We start from the raw sequence: 15,644 nt of genomic DNA on the forward strand, positions 1-15,644 counted from the left end.
GCGCCGACCCGCGGTCACTGCCGATGGACCGGCCCGGGTTGCGGCTGCAGCCGCGGCCCGATGCGCGGCCCCTGCCGCTGCCGGGTCAGTCAGACCTCGTCGCCCTCATCGCACGCCACGCGCCGGCCGATGGGTCGACGCGCACGCCGGTGCCCGGCCTGAGCCTTCATCACGCCTCCGCGCCCACCGAGAAGACGCACGGCGTGGTGCGCCCCTCGCTGGCCGTGATGGCGCAAGGCGCCAAGCGCGTCGAACTGGGCAGCGAGGTGCACGAGTACACCAGCGGGCAGTTCCTGCTCAGCTCGGTGGACCTGCCGGTGGCCTCGCGCATCACGCTGGCCAGCAGCGGCACGCCTTATCTGTGCATGGGGTTCGACCTGGACATCCAGCGCATCGCGGACCTGATGAGCCAGATGGACTGCGCGCCCCGGGCCGAGGGCGGAGCGGCGCCGCGCGCCCTGGCGACCGCCCAGCTGGATGCCGGACTGCTGGAGGCGCTGATGCGCCTGGCCCGCCTGCTGGATACTCCCGACGAGATCCCCGTGATGGCGCCGCTGATCGAACGCGAGGTCCACTATCGCCTGCTCAAGGGCGAGCTGGGCCAGCGTCTGTGCCACATCGTGCTGAACCACGGCGCCATGAACCAGATCTCGCGCGCCATCGACTGGCTCAAGCGCCACTACACCGACCCGCTGCGCATCGACGACCTGGCGCAGCGCGTCAACATGAGCGCGTCCTCGCTGCATCATCACTTTAAGTCCTTGACGGCGATGAGCCCGCTGCAATACCAGAAGCAGCTGCGGCTGCACGAGGCAAGGCGGCTGATGCTGGCCGAGATGCTGGACGCGGCCACCGCCGCGCACCGCGTCGGCTACGAAAGCGCCTCGCAGTTCAGCCGCGAGTACAGTCGCATGTATGGCGCGCCGCCGGTGCGCGACGTGGCGCGGCTGCGCGATGCGGGCTGGGGAACGGGCGCGATGGCCGCAGGCCGCGGCTAGGCAGCCCGAAACCCGCCGCTACGACGCCCGAAGCCGCGGCGCCCGAAGCCGACCCATCGTCGCGCGCCGGATCATTCCCGCATCATTCCTCGCCGCGGCGCGCCTGCGACAGCGCCACCGTCAGCTGCGCCACCTTCTTTTTCAACGCATCGCGTTCCTGCGTGAGTTCGGCCACGCGCTGCGCCAGGCGGGTCAGCTCCGCCGGATAGTCCTCGACGTTCTCGGGCAGCGGCGGCGGCTCGGGCGGCTCCGGCAGCGGCCGCGCGGCAGCGGCCAACGCTCGCGCCTCGCGGGCCGCTTCGCGCAGCGACTTGGCGCCGCCGCTGGCGGCCGCGGCCTGGCGGTCCACGGGCAGGCTGGCCACCGCGGCGGCCGCATTGATCGACAGGTCGCCCGCCCGCACCGCGCGCAGCACCTCGGGGGTGGCCTGGCGCTGGATCTTCTCGATCTGGCCCAGCGCCACGCTGCTCAGCCGCGCTTCGCGGGCCATGGCCTGGCGCGACGGCACCGGCACGGCGGCGGCGGGCTGACGCGCCGCGTGCACCGCCTGCGCGACCGGGGCCGTGCGCGAATCGCCCTCCTGGTCCCATGGCGGCGAGCCGTCGTCGGCCTGGCCCGTGGGCGCCGCGGCTGCCCCCGCGGCATCCTCGGCGGCCTGTGACGGCGCCTGCGCGCGCATTTGCAGGATTTCCTTCTTGCGCAGCACCAGCACGCCCCGCTGGAAATCCGACACGCTGCGACGCCCCAGGTGGTTCTCTATCATCCACAGCCGCACGTCGTCCATGCTGCGAAAGCGATCGTTCTGCACGGTGTTGAAGGCAATGCCATGCTTCTGGCAGATCTCGTAGCGGTTGTGCCCGTCGACCAGCAGGTCGCCCCACAGCACCAGCGCGTCGCGGCACCCTTCGGCCAGCAGGCTGCGTTCCAGCGTGGCGTACTCGTCCGGCGTCAGCGGTTCGATATACGCGCGCAGTTCTTCTTCGATACGTATCGTCGTCATAGTCCTGAAAATGGAACCCGGGAGCCCGCGGCGCGGGGCGCCCTATGCCTGGTCGTCGGCCGACGGCAATCCCTGCAGCGCGTCCTGGACGATGCGCAGGCGCGCCAGTGGGTCGTCCATGGCCAGCAGCCGCGCCTTGTCCGCCGGTGGCAGGGGCAGCAGCTCGGCCCAGCGGTCCGCCACCCAGCCGCTGTCGTCCAGCCGGAACGGCGGCGCCAGCGGCATGGCCTGGGCCGGCACGCCGTCGCGCTGCATGCCGGCGATCAGCCTGCCCAGCGCATCGGCGCTGGGCTGCAGCGTGCGCGGAACCGGCACGGCGGGCGCTTCGGGCAGCAGCTCGGCCTCGCCCATCCACAGCCCGTAGCGGCCCTGCCGCGCCGCGGCCAGGCGAAAGCGCGTCGTGCCCGTGCACGACAGTTCGAGCAAGGCCGGCGTGGGGGCGTCGCATTGCAGGATGCGCGCCATGGTGCCCACCGTGGCCAGCGTTTCCGTGCCTTCCGGCGTGCGCACCTCGCGGCCGGACAGCAGCACGACGACGCCGAAGCCGGTGTCGTCGGCCAGGCAGCGCTTGACCATGTCGAGGTACCGCACCTCGAAGACGCGCAGATGCATCGTTCCGCCGGGGAACAAGGCGGTGGAAAGCGGAAACAGGGGAATCTCGGCCATATGCAATGATGACATGAAGACCGTGGCAAGGCCGGCCCGCCTGCGACGATCTCATCCAGGGCCTGACAGGGCTGGACGGGCCAGGTCCAGTGTACGACGCCGCCGGGGGGAATGGTTCACGGTCCTCCCGGACGCCGGTCGGCCCGGGGCGGCGGCTGGCGGGCTCATCTGTCGGGCCATCGGCGGGCCGCCGGTTGCCAACGCGCCCTGCCCGCCCTTCTAATGCAGCCTGACGCGCCGCGCGATACGCGGCGGCGCAGGCCACGGAGACACATCGCATGACGCACGGCATCGAAGGCCGAAAACGCTGGTGGGCATTGGCAGTCCTGTGCCTGGGAGTTTTGATGATCGTGCTGGACACGACCATCGTGAACGTGGCGCTGCCCTCCATCCGGGCCGACCTGCAATTCACCGAGACCGCCCTGGTATGGGTGGTGAACGCCTACATGCTGACGTTCGGCGGCTTCCTGCTGCTGGGCGGGCGCCTGGGCGACCTGTTTGGCCACCGCCGCGTGTTCCTGGCCGGCATCACGCTGTTCACCGTGGCGTCGCTGGCCTGTGGCGTGGCCGGGTCGCAGCACATGCTCGTGGCCGCGCGCGCGGTGCAGGGACTGGGCGGCGCCGTCGTGTCGGCGGTATCGCTGTCGCTCATCATGACGCTGTTCACCGAACCCGCCGAACGCGCCAAGGCCATGGGCGTCTACGGGTTCGTGTGCGCGGGCGGAGGCAGCATCGGGGTGCTGCTGGGCGGATTGCTGACCAGCTCCCTCAGCTGGCACTGGATCTTCCTGGTCAACCTGCCCATCGGCGTGGCCGTGTACGCGCTGTGCGTGGCGCTGCTGCCGCGCGGCCAGGGCCAGGGCCGGGCCGGCGGCGCGAAGCTGGACACGGGCGGAGCCGTGACCGTGACGCTGGCCTTGATGCTGGCCGTGTACGCCGTGGTCAACGGCAACGAGGCCGGCTGGACCTCGGCGCAGTCCATCGGCCTGCTGGCCGCCGCGGTGGCGCTGTTCGCCGTGTTTCTCGTCATCGAGTCGCGGGTGGCGAACCCGCTGATGCCGCTGGGGCTGTTCCGGCTGCGCAACGTGGCCGCGGCCAACGTGATCGCCGTGCTGTGGGCGGCCGGCATGTTCGCCTGGTTCTTCATCTCGGCCCTGTACCTGCAATTGGTGCTGGGCTATGACGCCATGGACGTAGGCCTGGCCTTCCTGCCGGCCAACCTCATCATGGGCGTGTTCTCGCTGGGGGTCTCGGCCTGGCTGGTGATGCGCCTGGGCATACGCCTGCCTCTGGGTGGCGGCTTGCTGGTCGCCGCCACGGGGCTGCTGCTGTTCGCGCGCGCGCCCGCCGACGGCAGCTTCGCGGTGGACGTGCTGCCGGGCATGCTGTTGCTGGGCCTGGGCGGCGGCATCGCATTCAACCCGCTGCTGCTGGCCGCCATGAGCGACGTGGATACCCACGAGTCCGGCCTGGCCTCGGGCGTGGTGAATACCGCCTTCATGATGGGCGGCTCGCTGGGCCTGGCGGTGTTGGCCAGCCTGGCCTCGGCGCGTACCGGTCATGCCATTGCCGTGGGCGCCGCCCAGGGCACGGCGCTGAACGCGGGCTATCAGCTGGCCTTCGGCGTGGGCGCGCTGTTCGCCGCGCTGGCCGGCGTGCTGGCGTTGCTTCTGGTGCGCACCCGCAATCGCGCGGCCGCCATCGATACCAGTGCGGCAGCATGACGCCGCCTTTGCCAACCGGAGGAAGACCATGAATTACCAAGGCAGCTGCCATTGCGGCGCGATCTCGTTCGAGGTCACCGGCACCATCGACGGAGCGCTGGACTGCAATTGTTCGATGTGCGTGCGCAAGGGCGCCCTGCTGTGGTTCGTGCCGCGCGACGCGCTGCGGCTGGACGCGGCGCCCGATGCCATCGGCACCTATACCTTCAACCGGCACGTCATCAAGCACAACTTCTGCAAGACCTGCGGCATACACGCCTACGGCGAAGGCACGGCGCCCGACGGCACCGCCATGGCGGCCATCAACCTGCGCTGCCTGGAAGGCATCGACCTGACGGGCATACCCGTGCAGCACTACGACGGGCGCGCGGCCTGAGGTCATCCCGGCCGCGCGAGGCGATTCGGCCTCGCGCCGCCGGCCTTGCCGACGTGGCAACCCGGGCTGCCCGAAGGCCCCGGGGCGCGGCGCCGTCTCAGCGCATGGACTCGCGGATTTTCTTGTCCGTGTTGTATTGGCTGAGCGCGTATACCGCCCACAGGGCGGCCGGGATCCAGCCGATCAGCGTGATCTGCAGGATCAGGCAGATGATGCCGGCTATGGGACGGCCGATCGTGAAAAACACCATGAAGGGCAGGAAAATCGCCAGAAGCAGTCGCATGGAATGAAGGCAGGATGATGAGGCTTCCGGGCCGCCCGCGCGGGCCGGAGGGCCGATCCCGCGGACCGGCTCCGCCGCCATGATATCGAATGCTCGTGGCGCTCGCTTGACGAGACGCCGCACCTGCGGCCTGTCGTACGGCAATTCAGCGTTCAACGGGCCCTAGCGGTCGACGCGCGCGTCGCGCTGCATCACATACTCGGGCCCTTCCGTGGCGACGACGCGAAAGCCCAGCCGCTCGTACAGCCGCCGGGCGGGATTGGCATGCAGCACCGACAGCCTCACCGGCAGGCCGTCGCGGTCGGCCTGCTCGAGCAGCGTGGCCAACACCCTGGCCCCCACGCCGTGCCCCTGCCAGGCCGGCGACACCTGCACTTGCTGCACGTACCAATGGTCGGATTCGCGAAAGGCCTTGAACAGGCCCGCGGGTCGCCCGTCGAGCAGGATCACCTGGGCGTCCGCCCAGTGAAACCGCAGGCGCGTCATGTGGGCCGCGTCATCGTCGGGCAGGCCCGCGGCGCGCATATGCGGACCCATGGTGGCCTTGCGCAGCGCCAGCAGGAAGTCCACGTCTGCCTCGGTGGCCGGCCGCAAGGCCATGGCGGGGGTTCGCACGTGCATCGGGTTGTCGTCTCGCGTGTGGAATGTGTGCGCCATCCGGATCGGCTGCGGGTATGCCGCCCCGCGGACGGCGCCGGCTCCGTTCCATGGTAGCCGAGGCCTGCCCTGAAACGCGCTGCATCACCTTTGCGCCGGGTCGGAACCACCGCACGGCCCGCGCCGCAGTAAAGTGGGATATCGACCGCGGCCGGGCGCAAGCCCGTGGCCGGCCGCGGTGCAGGAGCTTCGATCATGCGCACTTCCCTCATTCTGCGCCGCACCGCTGTCGCGGCCCTGATGGTCACCTTGGCCACGCCTGCCCTGGCGGGCCGCGGCGACCGCGGCTGGGGCCATCGCGGAGACTGGGGCGGCCGCCACGGTCACCACGGCCACCACCATCACGGCGGCCACAGCAGCAGTTCCGACGGCTGGTGGATAGGCGGTGCCCTGGCGCTGCTGGCCACGGGCCTCGTGCTGGCCTCGGCCGATGACGGGCCCGACTACGCCTCGCCCGGCACGTACTCGTATTCCTACGGCGACCAGGGGTACGGCTACGCCGCTCCGGTCGACCCGCCGGTCACGTACTCGGTGCCGCCGGACGCGTACAACCCGCCCGCATCGGTCGATCGGCCGTCGCAACAGGGTTACGCAGCGCAACCGCCGCAGGCCTACGCATCGCCGCCGCAGGCGTACGACTCCGCTGCGCGATCCTATGAGGCCCAGCCGCAGGTCCAGAGGCAGGCGCCGCAGGCCGCGCCTCGCGCCGCGTCCGCAGCCGGCGACCGTGCCCAGTGCCATCGCCAGGCCGTCAACTACAGCGGCTACGATCCGGCCAGCCCCTCGGCCTGGACCACGGCAGTCGCCGTGGATAGCTACAACCGGGCGCTGCAAGGCTGCCTGGGCGCAGGCTGAGACTGGGCCATCGCTGAAACCGCGCGCAGGCTGGGGATGCGCGCGGCTGAAAATGCGCGACGCGTGACGCGCGGCGCGCCGAAGGGGCCGGCCCGGACCGGCCCCTTGCCTCGTCAAGGCCGCGTCACGTCGAACACCTGGTTCTTCGTCGACGGGCCGAACGACAGCCACGTGCCCTGCAGCGGCTGCTGCTCCACGCCCGGCTTGTTCCAGTCGCACACGCCTTCGGGGAATATCCCGCGCAGCCTGTCCAGCTGCGTGCCGGTGAGCGTGACCGCGTAATCGGCGGCGTCCACCGGCTTGAGCTGGCACTTGACGATGTCGTCGGCCAGCGGCGCGCCCGCGACCAGCCTCGGCGTGGTGCCGGCGGGATAGAGCGTGTTGCACTGCCCCGGACCGTCGGCCGTGGACGGCTCCACGATCTTCGTGCCGTCGGCGGCGAAGCACGCATCCACCAGGTCGGCAGGCTTGGCGCGCACGATGCGCTCGGCCTTGTCGCCCGGCGCCTCGTCGTCCAGCGCGGCCATCAGCCAGCGGTCCATGTGGTCGAACAGGTTGCCGGCGCCGGCGATCGGACCGGGGCCCAGGATGACGTGGTTGTCGAAGTCGCCGTTGGCCTTCTTCAGGCGTTCGCGCACCGAATACGAGTGGATCTTGTTGTGGATGTCCCCGCCGACCGCGTCGTCGAAGTAGTCGCGGTGCTCCAGGATGGCGGTGCCGGCCAGCCCGCCCCCGCCGTTCGTGATGCGCCCCGACTGGTACGCGCGCCGTATCGCCGGCAGGTCGCCCGCGGTGCGCTGCGCGGTAGGCTGCAGGTCCACGTCCAGCCCGCCGATGTGCTCGTTCAGGTCGAGGAACTCGTCCACGGTGATGGCCCCGCTGTTCAGCGCCTTCAGCCCATACTGCACGCCCACGTTGTCGATCGGACGCAGCGCGAAGCCGCGCGCGTCCTTGCCGTACACGTTCACCGTATGGTCGTAGACCGTGGCGCGCGAGCCGGTGGGGTTGTTGACCGGGTGATAGCGCAGTTCGCTGGGGAAGCCCGAGGGGAACGACACCAGCGGATCGAGCCGGCCGGCGCTGCCGCTCATCGCGGCGATGTTGCCCACCTGCAGGTAGCCCGAGATGGCGCGCTTCTTGTCGTCGCTGTACGCCAGCCCGCCCGGCCGGTTGAAGTAATTGTTCAGCAGGCGCGAATCGAACACCTTGAACAGCGTGGCCGAGGTCACGTCGGGGAACACCATGTTGACGATGATGCCGTCGAACAGCCCGGGAAAATTGTCGGAGGTCTGGAAGCTTTGATAGGCGCCGCCCGACCCGCCCGTGCCGATCGTGTAGGTGGGCACGCCATAGGCCTCGATGAAGCGCTCCTTGGTCATGGCCACGGTTTCCGACGACAGCAGGTCATTGCAGTTCGAGCCGAACACGTTCAGCGTGGACGTCACGGCGGCATAGCCGCGCCGCATCCAGTCGTCCACGATCAGCGTGCCGAAGGTATCGCCCTGCGTGTACCAGCCGCCCTGGCAGCCGCCGCCCAACGGATAGATCAGCTTGCCGTTCCAGCCTGCGGACCGCTTGTCCGGACCGATCGGTCCGTCCACCAGCGGGTCGTGCAGCATGGCCGACTGATAGATGCCGCGGTTGATCGTGCCGGTTTCCAGCCGCACCAGGTAGGCGACGCGGCGCTCGGTGGGCTTGCCGGCGTCGATGGTCAGATAGCTCATGTCCGCCGGGTGCGCGGTCGGATTGTTCCAGCGCGAATTGCCGCCCGACGTATTGCGGTAGAAGTAGTCGATGCGCGTGCTGGCCGAGCAGTTCGCGTCCAGCGGGCCGTCCAGGGCGCCGCCGCCCAGCCGGCCGAAACTGGTCAGCTTGCACACGAAGGGCATCTCGTGCGGGCCGGACAGCATGGGTCCCGTGATCGGATAGTTGGTCACCGTCAGGCTGCCCGAGGCGTCCCCGGCACTGGCCTGCAGCGTGCTCTCGCCCAGCTCCATCGATTCCACCAATCCCTGCCAGCGCCCGTCGCCCAGGTCGGTGAACGCGCGCGAGACCTTGCTGCCGTTCAGCGAGACCGTGGGCGGACCGCTGACGCCGGCGGGCAACTGCACCTGGACCAATGCGTCGCCGCCGCTGACATAGTCGGGCAGCGAGGACACGGTGGTCATGGACAGCGATTGCCCCTGGGGAGGTGGCGGAGTCTCTTCATCGTCGTCGTCATCGTCGCTGCCCCCGCACGCGGTGGCCATCAACGCGACGATGGCGGCAAGCAGCACAGTGCGGGCCGGGCCATATGGCCGGCGCATTCCATGGTTCCTGGACATGTCTCCTCTTCCTTTCTCTGTGGTGGGTAATGCGCAAGCCGGGCGCCGGCCAGGCGCGGGCAATGCTGCCGCGCAGGAACGGTCGCCGTGAACTGCGGGCAGCCATGCGGAACGCATGGCGAGATGGTGTCTCCCTCGTACGTTGCCATGGACGCGCGGCGGCGTGGCGCGGCGCGGCAAGGCAATCCGTGTTTGTTATCGGAATGCGGACGACTCTATCGCAAGGCTGGCGCGAGAGGTGTACGAAAGTTTTTCAGGATTACCGAGCTGCAACGAACGGTCGATGGAGAGTATGAGCCTGCGCAGCATGGGCGATCCGCGGGTGCATTGCAGCGGTAAGCCGGCGCCGGGAAGACAATACGCAGATCAGGCGAGAGAATCCAAGCTGGGCCAACGCTTGGGATGGCCAGGATCGGCCTCGTCCATGGAGCTCCGTTTGCCGTACGAAACTCATCATTCTGCGCCCTCCGACAGTGATATCATTGATATCATTCAACGGGAGGCGCTTATGGCCAATCTACTTGTCCGTGGCATCGACGAAGCCCTGGTCCAAAGCCTGCGCGAACGCGCTGCCGCCCATGGGCGCAGCGCCGAGGCGGAACATCGCGATATTCTCGCGCGTGCCTTGCGCGGCCCGCGGCGGCGCAGCTTCGCCGAAGTGTTGGCCTCGATGCCTGATGTCGGCCATGACGCTGACTTCGCACGGCGCGAAGATGAAGCCGGGGCCGAGCCGAATGTATTTGATTGACACCAACGTCATCAGCGAGGCCCGGAAAGGAAGGCGTGCCCATCCGGGCGTACGGGCGTTCTTCCGCGAGACCGCGGCGGCGGATACCCCGCTATACCTGTCCGCCATCACGGTCGGCGAATTGCGCCGCGGCGTCGACCTATTGCGCCACCGTGGCGACGACCAGCAGGCCGACCGCCTGGACCAATGGCTGACGGCGCTGCTCGATCAGTTCGCCCGACAGGTACTTCCCGTGGACCATGACGTCGCGGTGATATGGGGCCGGCTGCGCGTACCCCATCCCGAACACGCGTTGGACAAGCTTATCGCCGCCACCGCGCTGATTCACGACCTTACCGTTGTCACGCGCAACACCAGCGACTATTCCGGCCTGGGCATCCGACTGCGCAATCCGTTCGACGATTGAAGCCGAAGGCGTGATCGCCCACGCGGCGGACTACCATTCAGCCGGCGAAGAAAGTCGGAATCGAAGATGCCAGCAGCGCCACGCCCGACAAGGTCAGCATGGTCAGCACGATGCGGCGGAACGCCGCGTCGCTGATGCCCAGATACAGCCGCGCGCCTATCAAGGTGGGTACCAGCATGGCGGGGGCCACCACGGCGAACATGGGCAGCATCTCGCGCGTGACCGCGCCCGACACCACATAGCCCAGCATGGTGAAGGCCAGCGTCGCCAGGTTGAAGTTCTGGATGATGTTGCGCTGCACGTCCTTGTCGAAGCGGCGCAGGGTGCACCACAACGTGGGAATCACACCGGTGAACCCGCCCAGTCCTCCCATGACGCCGCCGATCAGGCCCACCACGCCGTTGGCCGCAGCCCCGCCCGCCCTGATCGCGGGCAGGTGGCGCGACAACAGCATGACGGGACACCACACGGCCAGCAGCACGCCCAGCGCGGCCTTGAAGACATGCACCTCGAGCATGGGCAATATCGCCACCCCCGCCGGAATGCCCACCAGCCCGCCCGCCAGAAAGGGCCACAGCAGGCGCGCATCGAAGCCGCGCCGCATGGACACGGCCGCGATGACCTGGCCGGTCAGCCCGCCGAACACCGCCAGTACGGCGGCCAACTGCGGGTCTACCGTCCATGCCCACAACGACATGGATACCAGGCTGAACCCGAAGCCCGACAAGCCCTGCACGAAACCCGCCAGGACGGCGCCCGCCACCACTGCCACATAGACCGAATCCATCTCCACCTGCGTATTGTTCTGCCATCATCCTTCGGCCTCGCGGTTCGTTCGGAAGCCATGAGGACTGCGGAGATTTTACGCAGGCAGGCGGCGCCCGTCTTTCAGGCAGCAATGGCTGCACGCGACGACGCGCACGAATCAATAGGTCTCAAGGTGCAGCCGCCCCTGCGTGCGCAGCTCGGCATGCAGCGGTTCCCATTGGCGGCCCGCCTGCTCGACGACCTCGCGCAGCGCGTGCAGCACGCCCGCCTCCATGCCTTTCAGGCCGCACACATACAGATAGGTTTCCTCGTCGGCCAGCAGCGCCGCCATGTCGGCGGCCCGCTCGCGGATGGCGTCCTGCACGTAGCGCTTGGGCTGGCCGGTCTCGCGCGACAGCGCGAGGTTGATGTCGATGAAGTCCTTGGGCAGCTTCATCAACGGCCCGAAATACGGCAGTTCGCGCTGGGTGCGCGCGCCGAAGAACAGCATCAGCTTGCCGTTCACGCCTTGTTCGAGCCGGCGCCGGCAATGCTCGGTCATGGCCCGCATGGGCGCGGCGCCGGTGCCGGTACAGATCATCACCAGGTTGGCGCGCGGGTGATTCGGCATGAGAAAGGTATTGCCGAACGGGCCGATGACCTGCACGCGATCGCCCTTGGCCAGGTCGCACAGATAGTTCGAACACACGCCCTGGAACGGCTGGCCCTCATGGGTTTCGGTGACGCGCTTCACCGTCAGCGACAGGTTGTTGTAGCCGGGCCGTTCGCCATCGCGCGGGCTGGCCAGCGAGTATTGGCGTGCATGATGCGCGCGGCCCTGCGCATCGGCGCCCGGCGGCAGGATGCCGATGGACTGGCCCTCGAGCACCGGGAACGGCAGCTTGCCGAAATCCAGCACGATGTGATGGATGTCGCTGTCGGTATCGTCGTCGGTGACGCGGTAGTTGCCCACCACGGTGGCGGTGATGGGGGTCTTGTGGGTGTACAGGTTGACGTAGGGATGCGCAGCCGACCAGGGCGGCACGGTGGATCCGGGCGCGACATAGGCCACGGCGGGCTCGGCCAGCATCGCGGCCGCTTCGGCCGTGGCGGCTTGTTGATCGGCCGCTGCCGCACCCGCCACGGCGTAGTCCGCCGCCGCGTCGGCCACGGCGCCGTCGGCGGGCAACGGTTTCTCGCCCGGCAGCTCGTCCCAGCCGAACTGCTCGTCCAGCGTATAGGCCTGCTCGCGCAGCACCATGCGCCAATTGTCGATGGAGCCCGTGGGACACGGCGGCACGCAGGCCATGCAGCCATTGCAGATGGCGGGGTCCACCACGTAATTGCGCCCGTCATGCGTGATGGCATCGATCGGGCAGGTTTCTTCGCACGTATTGCAGCGTATGCAGATCTCGGGGTCGATCAGGTGCTGCTTGAGAACTTGCGGCGGCAGGGGCGCGTTCATGGCGTGATTCCGGACTCGGGCGCGGGCCGCCTGCAACGCGGCGGCCCGGCCGGATCAGTTGAAACGGACGTACTGGAAGTCGACGGGCTGGCGGTTCACGCCCATGACGGGCGGCGCGATCCAGTTGGCGAACTTGCCTGGCTGGTCGACGCGGCCCATCAGCGAAGCCACGAAGGCGCGGTCTTCGGGCGTGGGCAGCCACTTGTCGACGTTGGCCTTCCATTGTTCTTCGGTCAGCACGTCGCCTTCGGGCGACACGCGCAGGCCGGCCAGGGTGCCGATCTGGCGGTTGAAGGCCTTGTGCGGCACCGACAGCCGGAACGGAATGCCGGCCTTCTCGATGACCTTGTTCCAGCGCCCCACTCCGGCCATGGAATCGCGGATGAAGTCGTCGCGCAGCACCTCGTTCAGCGCGTTCAGCATCGGCACCTCGATCTCGCCCAGGCGTCCGCCGTCCACCGACAGGATGCGATAGGTGTCGTTCTTCAGCTGGTGGTCGTCGGTGCGCTTGCCTTCTTCGTAGCGGCCTTTCAGGCCGGCGCTGTAGAAGATGGCGGCGTTGGACGACTGGTCGGCGCCGAACAGGTCGATGGTGACGCTGTAATGAAAGTTGAGATAGCGCTGGATGGTGGGCAGGTCGATGACGCCGGCCGCGCGCACCGCGGCGGGGTCGTCGGTCTTCAGCTCATTCATCACCTGGCAGGTGCGCTGGATGACCCGAGACACGCCCGACTCGCCCACGAACATGTGGTGCGCCTCTTCGGTCAGCATGAACTTGGTCGTGCGGGCCAGCGGGTCGAATCCCGACTCGGCCAGCGCGCACAGCTGGAACTTGCCGTCGCGATCGGTGAAGTACGTGAACATGTAAAAGGCCAGCCAGTCGGGCGTTTTCTCGTTGAACGCGCCCAGGATGCGCGGGTTGTCGGCATCCCCCGAGGTGCGCTGCAGCAGCGCATCGGCCTCTTCGCGGCCGTCGCGCCCGAAGTAGCGGTGCAGCAGGTACACCATGGCCCACAGGTGGCGGCCTTCCTCGACGTTGATCTGGAAGAGGTTGCGCAGGTCGTACTGCGACGGCGCCGTCAGGCCCAGGTGGCGCTGCTGCTCGATCGACGCGGGTTCGGTATCGCCCTGCGTGACGATGATGCGGCGCAGGTTGGCGCGATGTTCGCCGGGCACATCCTGCCAGACATCGCGGCCGATGTTCTCGCCGAAGTGGATCTTGCGCTGGCCGTCCTGCGGAGCAAGGAAGATTCCCCAGCGATAGTCGGGCATCTTCACGTGGTCGAAATGCGCCCAGCCGTCGGGCTCGACGCTGACCGCGGTGCGCAGGTACACGTCGAAGTCGTGCGAGCCATCGGGCCCCATGTCCTGCCACCACTTGAGGTAGTTGGGCTGCCAGTGCTCCAGCGCGCGTTGCAGCGTGCGATCGCTGGACAGGTTGACGTTGTTGGGTATCTTCTCGCTGTAGTTGATGCCGGACATGCTTGTCTCCTCGGTGTGCCGCCGGTCGGTGCCGGGCGGCGCGGTATGCGGGCGGTTGTCGTCGGGCCGGGCGCGGGTCTGCGCCCGTGCGGGCGATGCAGGCCCGCGCGCTCGCGCCGTCAGACGCGGTTCCAGTCGAATGCGGCCTGCTCGCCCTTGCCGTACAGCTTCAGGGCGCCCTTCTCGCCGGCCGCGTTGGGCCGGTTGAAAATCCAGTTCTGCCAGGCGGTCAGCCGGCCGAAGATGCGGGTCTCCATGGTTTCGGCGGCACCGAAGCGCAGGTTGGCCTCGAGACCAGTCAGCGCATCGGGTGACAGCGCGCGGCGCTCTTCGAGCGCCATGCGCAGTTCGTCGTCCCAGTCGATCTCGTCGGGCGCGAAGGTGACCAGCCCAAGCTGCTCGGCCTGCGACGGCGACAGCGGCTGGCCCGTGCTGCGGCGCACGGCCTCCAGCGGCTCGGCCTCTTGGTGGAAGCGGCGCTGCAGGCGGCTTTGCCCGCTGACCATGGGATAGGCGCCGAAGTTGCGCTCGTTCAGCTGGATGCAGGCCGGCGACTGCCCCTGGCCGTCGTCCAGCATGTAGATGCGGTCGGCGGCCAGGGCCAGCTCGAACAGCGTGCCGGCGAAGCAGGAACCCGGCTCGATGCACGCGAACAGCGAACGTGAAGTGACGTCCAGACGCGCCAGCGTGCGGCGCAGCATGCCGGCCGTTTCGTTCACGAACCAGTGGCCGGCATGTTCCTGCAGCGCGGCGTCGGCGGCCAGCACGGCCTGCGCATCGCCTTCGGTCTTGAGCAGCCAGGTGCCGATGTCCAGTTCGTTGGTGCGCATGTAGAGGATGGCGTCGTCCAGTTCGCGCGCCATTTGCAGCGGCCACCAGCCCGCGCCCGCGGCCACGATGGCGTCGATGCCCGTGGGCAGGTCCGCCTGCGGCGCGCGCACGGTCCAGGTGGCCAGGCGCTTTTCGCGGTCGATGCGCACGTCGACATAGCGGTACGCGATGCCGTCGGCGGAATCGGTGCGTTCCAGGCGCGTGAGCGCCACGCCCTGCGCCTGTGCCGGGCGGCGGCTGCCTTCGGCCAATTCGAGCGCGCGCGCCTTGACGGCGGCTTCGAACTGGGCCGGCTTGATGACGTCGTCGACCAGGCGCCAGGCCTTGGCGCGCTCGCCGCGCACGCCCTCCACCAGCGTGCAGAAGATGTCGGCATGGTCGTGCCGCACGCGGCGCTTGTCGGTAACCCGCGTCAGCCCGCCCGTGCCCGGCAATACGCCCAGCAGCGGCACCTCGGGCAGCGCGACGGCCGACGAACGGTCGTCCACCAGCAGGATCTCGTCGCAGGCCAGCGCCAGTTCATAACCGCCGCCCGCGCAGGCGCCGTTGAGCGCCGCCACGAACTTCAGGCCGCTATGACGGCTGGAATCTTCGATGCCGTTGCGCGTTTCGTTGGTGAATTTGCAGAAGTTCACCTTCCAGGCATGCGAGGACAGGCCCAGCATGAAGATGTTGGCGCCCGAGCAGAAGACGCGTTCCTTCATGCTGGTGACCACGACGGTGCGCACCGAGGGATGCTCGAAGCGGATGCGCTGCAAGGCGTCGTGCAGTTCGATGTCCACGCCCAGGTCGTAGGAATTGAGCTTCAGCTTGTAGCCCGGCCGCAGCCCGCCGTCTTCGGCCACGTCCATGGCCAGGGTGGCGATGGGGCCATCGACGCTGAGGCGCCAATGGCGGTATTGATCCGGGGCGGTGCGGAACTCGACCGGCGCGGCATTGCTGTTCATGTTGGGTCTCCTCTACCAGCAGAATACTGCATGACATGCAGAATAATGCATCGCTTCACGGTGGTCAACAAAATGTGCACCAAAGTGCAGGTGACGCGCCCGTCGCGCCGTTCGCTGCTACCGCCACGATTCCGG

The 15,644-nt window shown here is 68.5% G+C and carries 15 protein-coding genes; 6 read left to right on the forward strand and 9 right to left on the reverse strand.

The genetic code is table 11. The annotated features are described in order from the left end of the window. Positions 1–23 precede the first annotated feature (23 nt). Entirely contained in the window at positions 24–998 is a 975-nt protein-coding gene (locus CAL15_RS08605) for an AraC family transcriptional regulator (protein WP_086078204.1), read from the forward strand. An 82-nt stretch (positions 999–1,080) separates the two neighbouring features. On the opposite strand, the gene CAL15_RS08610 is transcribed toward CAL15_RS08605, so the two are convergent. Both CAL15_RS08610 and CAL15_RS08615 read right to left on the reverse strand, forming a co-directional pair. After that, positions 1,081–1,998 carry a hypothetical protein gene (locus CAL15_RS08610; protein ID WP_086078205.1) on the reverse strand — a complete coding sequence of 306 codons (918 nt, stop codon included), beginning with the start codon at positions 1,996–1,998 and terminating at the stop codon, positions 1,081–1,083. A 42-nt stretch (positions 1,999–2,040) separates the two neighbouring features. Continuing rightward, complete coding sequence (locus CAL15_RS08615) at positions 2,041–2,664, reverse strand: LON peptidase substrate-binding domain-containing protein (RefSeq protein ID WP_086078206.1); 624 nt, start codon at positions 2,662–2,664, stop codon at positions 2,041–2,043. A 278-nt stretch (positions 2,665–2,942) separates the two neighbouring features. Here CAL15_RS08615 and CAL15_RS08620 point away from each other — a divergent pair, with 278 nt between their 5' ends. Beyond that, entirely contained in the window at positions 2,943–4,388 is a 1,446-nt protein-coding gene (locus tag CAL15_RS08620) for a DHA2 family efflux MFS transporter permease subunit (protein WP_086078207.1), read from the forward strand. Positions 4,389–4,416: 28 nt separating this feature from the next. Then, complete coding sequence (locus CAL15_RS08625; RefSeq protein ID WP_086078208.1) at positions 4,417–4,764, forward strand: GFA family protein; 348 nt, start codon at positions 4,417–4,419, stop codon at positions 4,762–4,764. 97 nt (positions 4,765–4,861) lie between these two features. On the opposite strand, the gene CAL15_RS08630 is transcribed toward CAL15_RS08625, so the two are convergent. Continuing rightward, the gene (locus tag CAL15_RS08630) at positions 4,862–5,047 is read right to left on the reverse strand and encodes a YqaE/Pmp3 family membrane protein (protein WP_086078209.1); all 186 of its coding nucleotides are present in this window, start codon (positions 5,045–5,047) and stop codon (positions 4,862–4,864) included. A 162-nt stretch (positions 5,048–5,209) separates the two neighbouring features. Further along, positions 5,210–5,668, reverse strand: coding sequence for a GNAT family N-acetyltransferase (locus CAL15_RS08635; RefSeq protein WP_198299181.1), 459 nt, complete (start codon positions 5,666–5,668; stop codon positions 5,210–5,212). Between the two features lie 231 nt (positions 5,669–5,899). Here CAL15_RS08635 and CAL15_RS08640 point away from each other — a divergent pair, with 231 nt between their 5' ends. Continuing rightward, positions 5,900–6,559, forward strand: a complete 660-nt coding sequence (locus CAL15_RS08640) for a hypothetical protein (RefSeq protein WP_086078211.1) — start codon at positions 5,900–5,902, stop codon at positions 6,557–6,559. Between the two features lie 113 nt (positions 6,560–6,672). Here CAL15_RS08640 and CAL15_RS08645 read toward each other — a convergent pair whose 3' ends face one another. Next, positions 6,673–8,865 (reverse strand): DUF6351 family protein, encoded by a 2,193-nt coding sequence (locus tag CAL15_RS08645; RefSeq protein ID WP_232468159.1) that lies wholly within the window; start codon positions 8,863–8,865, stop codon positions 6,673–6,675. Between the two features lie 442 nt (positions 8,866–9,307). On the opposite strand from CAL15_RS08645, the gene CAL15_RS08650 reads away from it, so the two are divergent. Together CAL15_RS08650 and CAL15_RS08655 are read left to right on the forward strand one after the other, a co-directional pair. Then, positions 9,308–9,631 carry a FitA-like ribbon-helix-helix domain-containing protein gene (locus CAL15_RS08650; RefSeq protein WP_420042541.1) on the forward strand — a complete coding sequence of 108 codons (324 nt, stop codon included), beginning with the start codon at positions 9,308–9,310 and terminating at the stop codon, positions 9,629–9,631. Continuing rightward, entirely contained in the window at positions 9,618–10,037 is a 420-nt protein-coding gene (locus tag CAL15_RS08655; RefSeq protein WP_086078213.1) for a type II toxin-antitoxin system VapC family toxin, read from the forward strand. Before CAL15_RS08650 ends, CAL15_RS08655 begins: the two co-directional genes overlap by 14 nt. 37 nt (positions 10,038–10,074) lie before the next feature. Here the strand turns inward: CAL15_RS08655 and CAL15_RS08660 are convergent, their stop codons facing one another. From CAL15_RS08660 to boxC, 4 genes are all read right to left on the reverse strand, one after another. Then, a complete protein-coding gene (locus CAL15_RS08660; protein ID WP_086078214.1) occupies positions 10,075–10,824 on the reverse strand; it encodes a sulfite exporter TauE/SafE family protein in 750 nt (249 codons plus the stop codon). 138 nt (positions 10,825–10,962) lie between these two features. Continuing rightward, complete coding sequence (gene boxA / locus CAL15_RS08665) at positions 10,963–12,249, reverse strand: benzoyl-CoA 2,3-epoxidase subunit BoxA (protein WP_086078215.1); 1,287 nt, start codon at positions 12,247–12,249, stop codon at positions 10,963–10,965. A gap of 54 nt (positions 12,250–12,303) precedes the next feature. Then, positions 12,304–13,731 (reverse strand): benzoyl-CoA 2,3-epoxidase subunit BoxB, encoded by a 1,428-nt coding sequence (gene boxB / locus CAL15_RS08670; RefSeq protein WP_086078216.1) that lies wholly within the window; start codon positions 13,729–13,731, stop codon positions 12,304–12,306. A 119-nt stretch (positions 13,732–13,850) separates the two neighbouring features. Next, positions 13,851–15,509 (reverse strand): 2,3-epoxybenzoyl-CoA dihydrolase, encoded by a 1,659-nt coding sequence (gene boxC, locus CAL15_RS08675; RefSeq protein ID WP_086078217.1) that lies wholly within the window; start codon positions 15,507–15,509, stop codon positions 13,851–13,853. Positions 15,510–15,644: the final 135 nt, after the last annotated feature.

Origin of the sequence: Bordetella genomosp. 13, assembly GCF_002119665.1 — a bacterium.
Lineage (GTDB): Bacteria > Pseudomonadota > Gammaproteobacteria > Burkholderiales > Burkholderiaceae_B > Bordetella.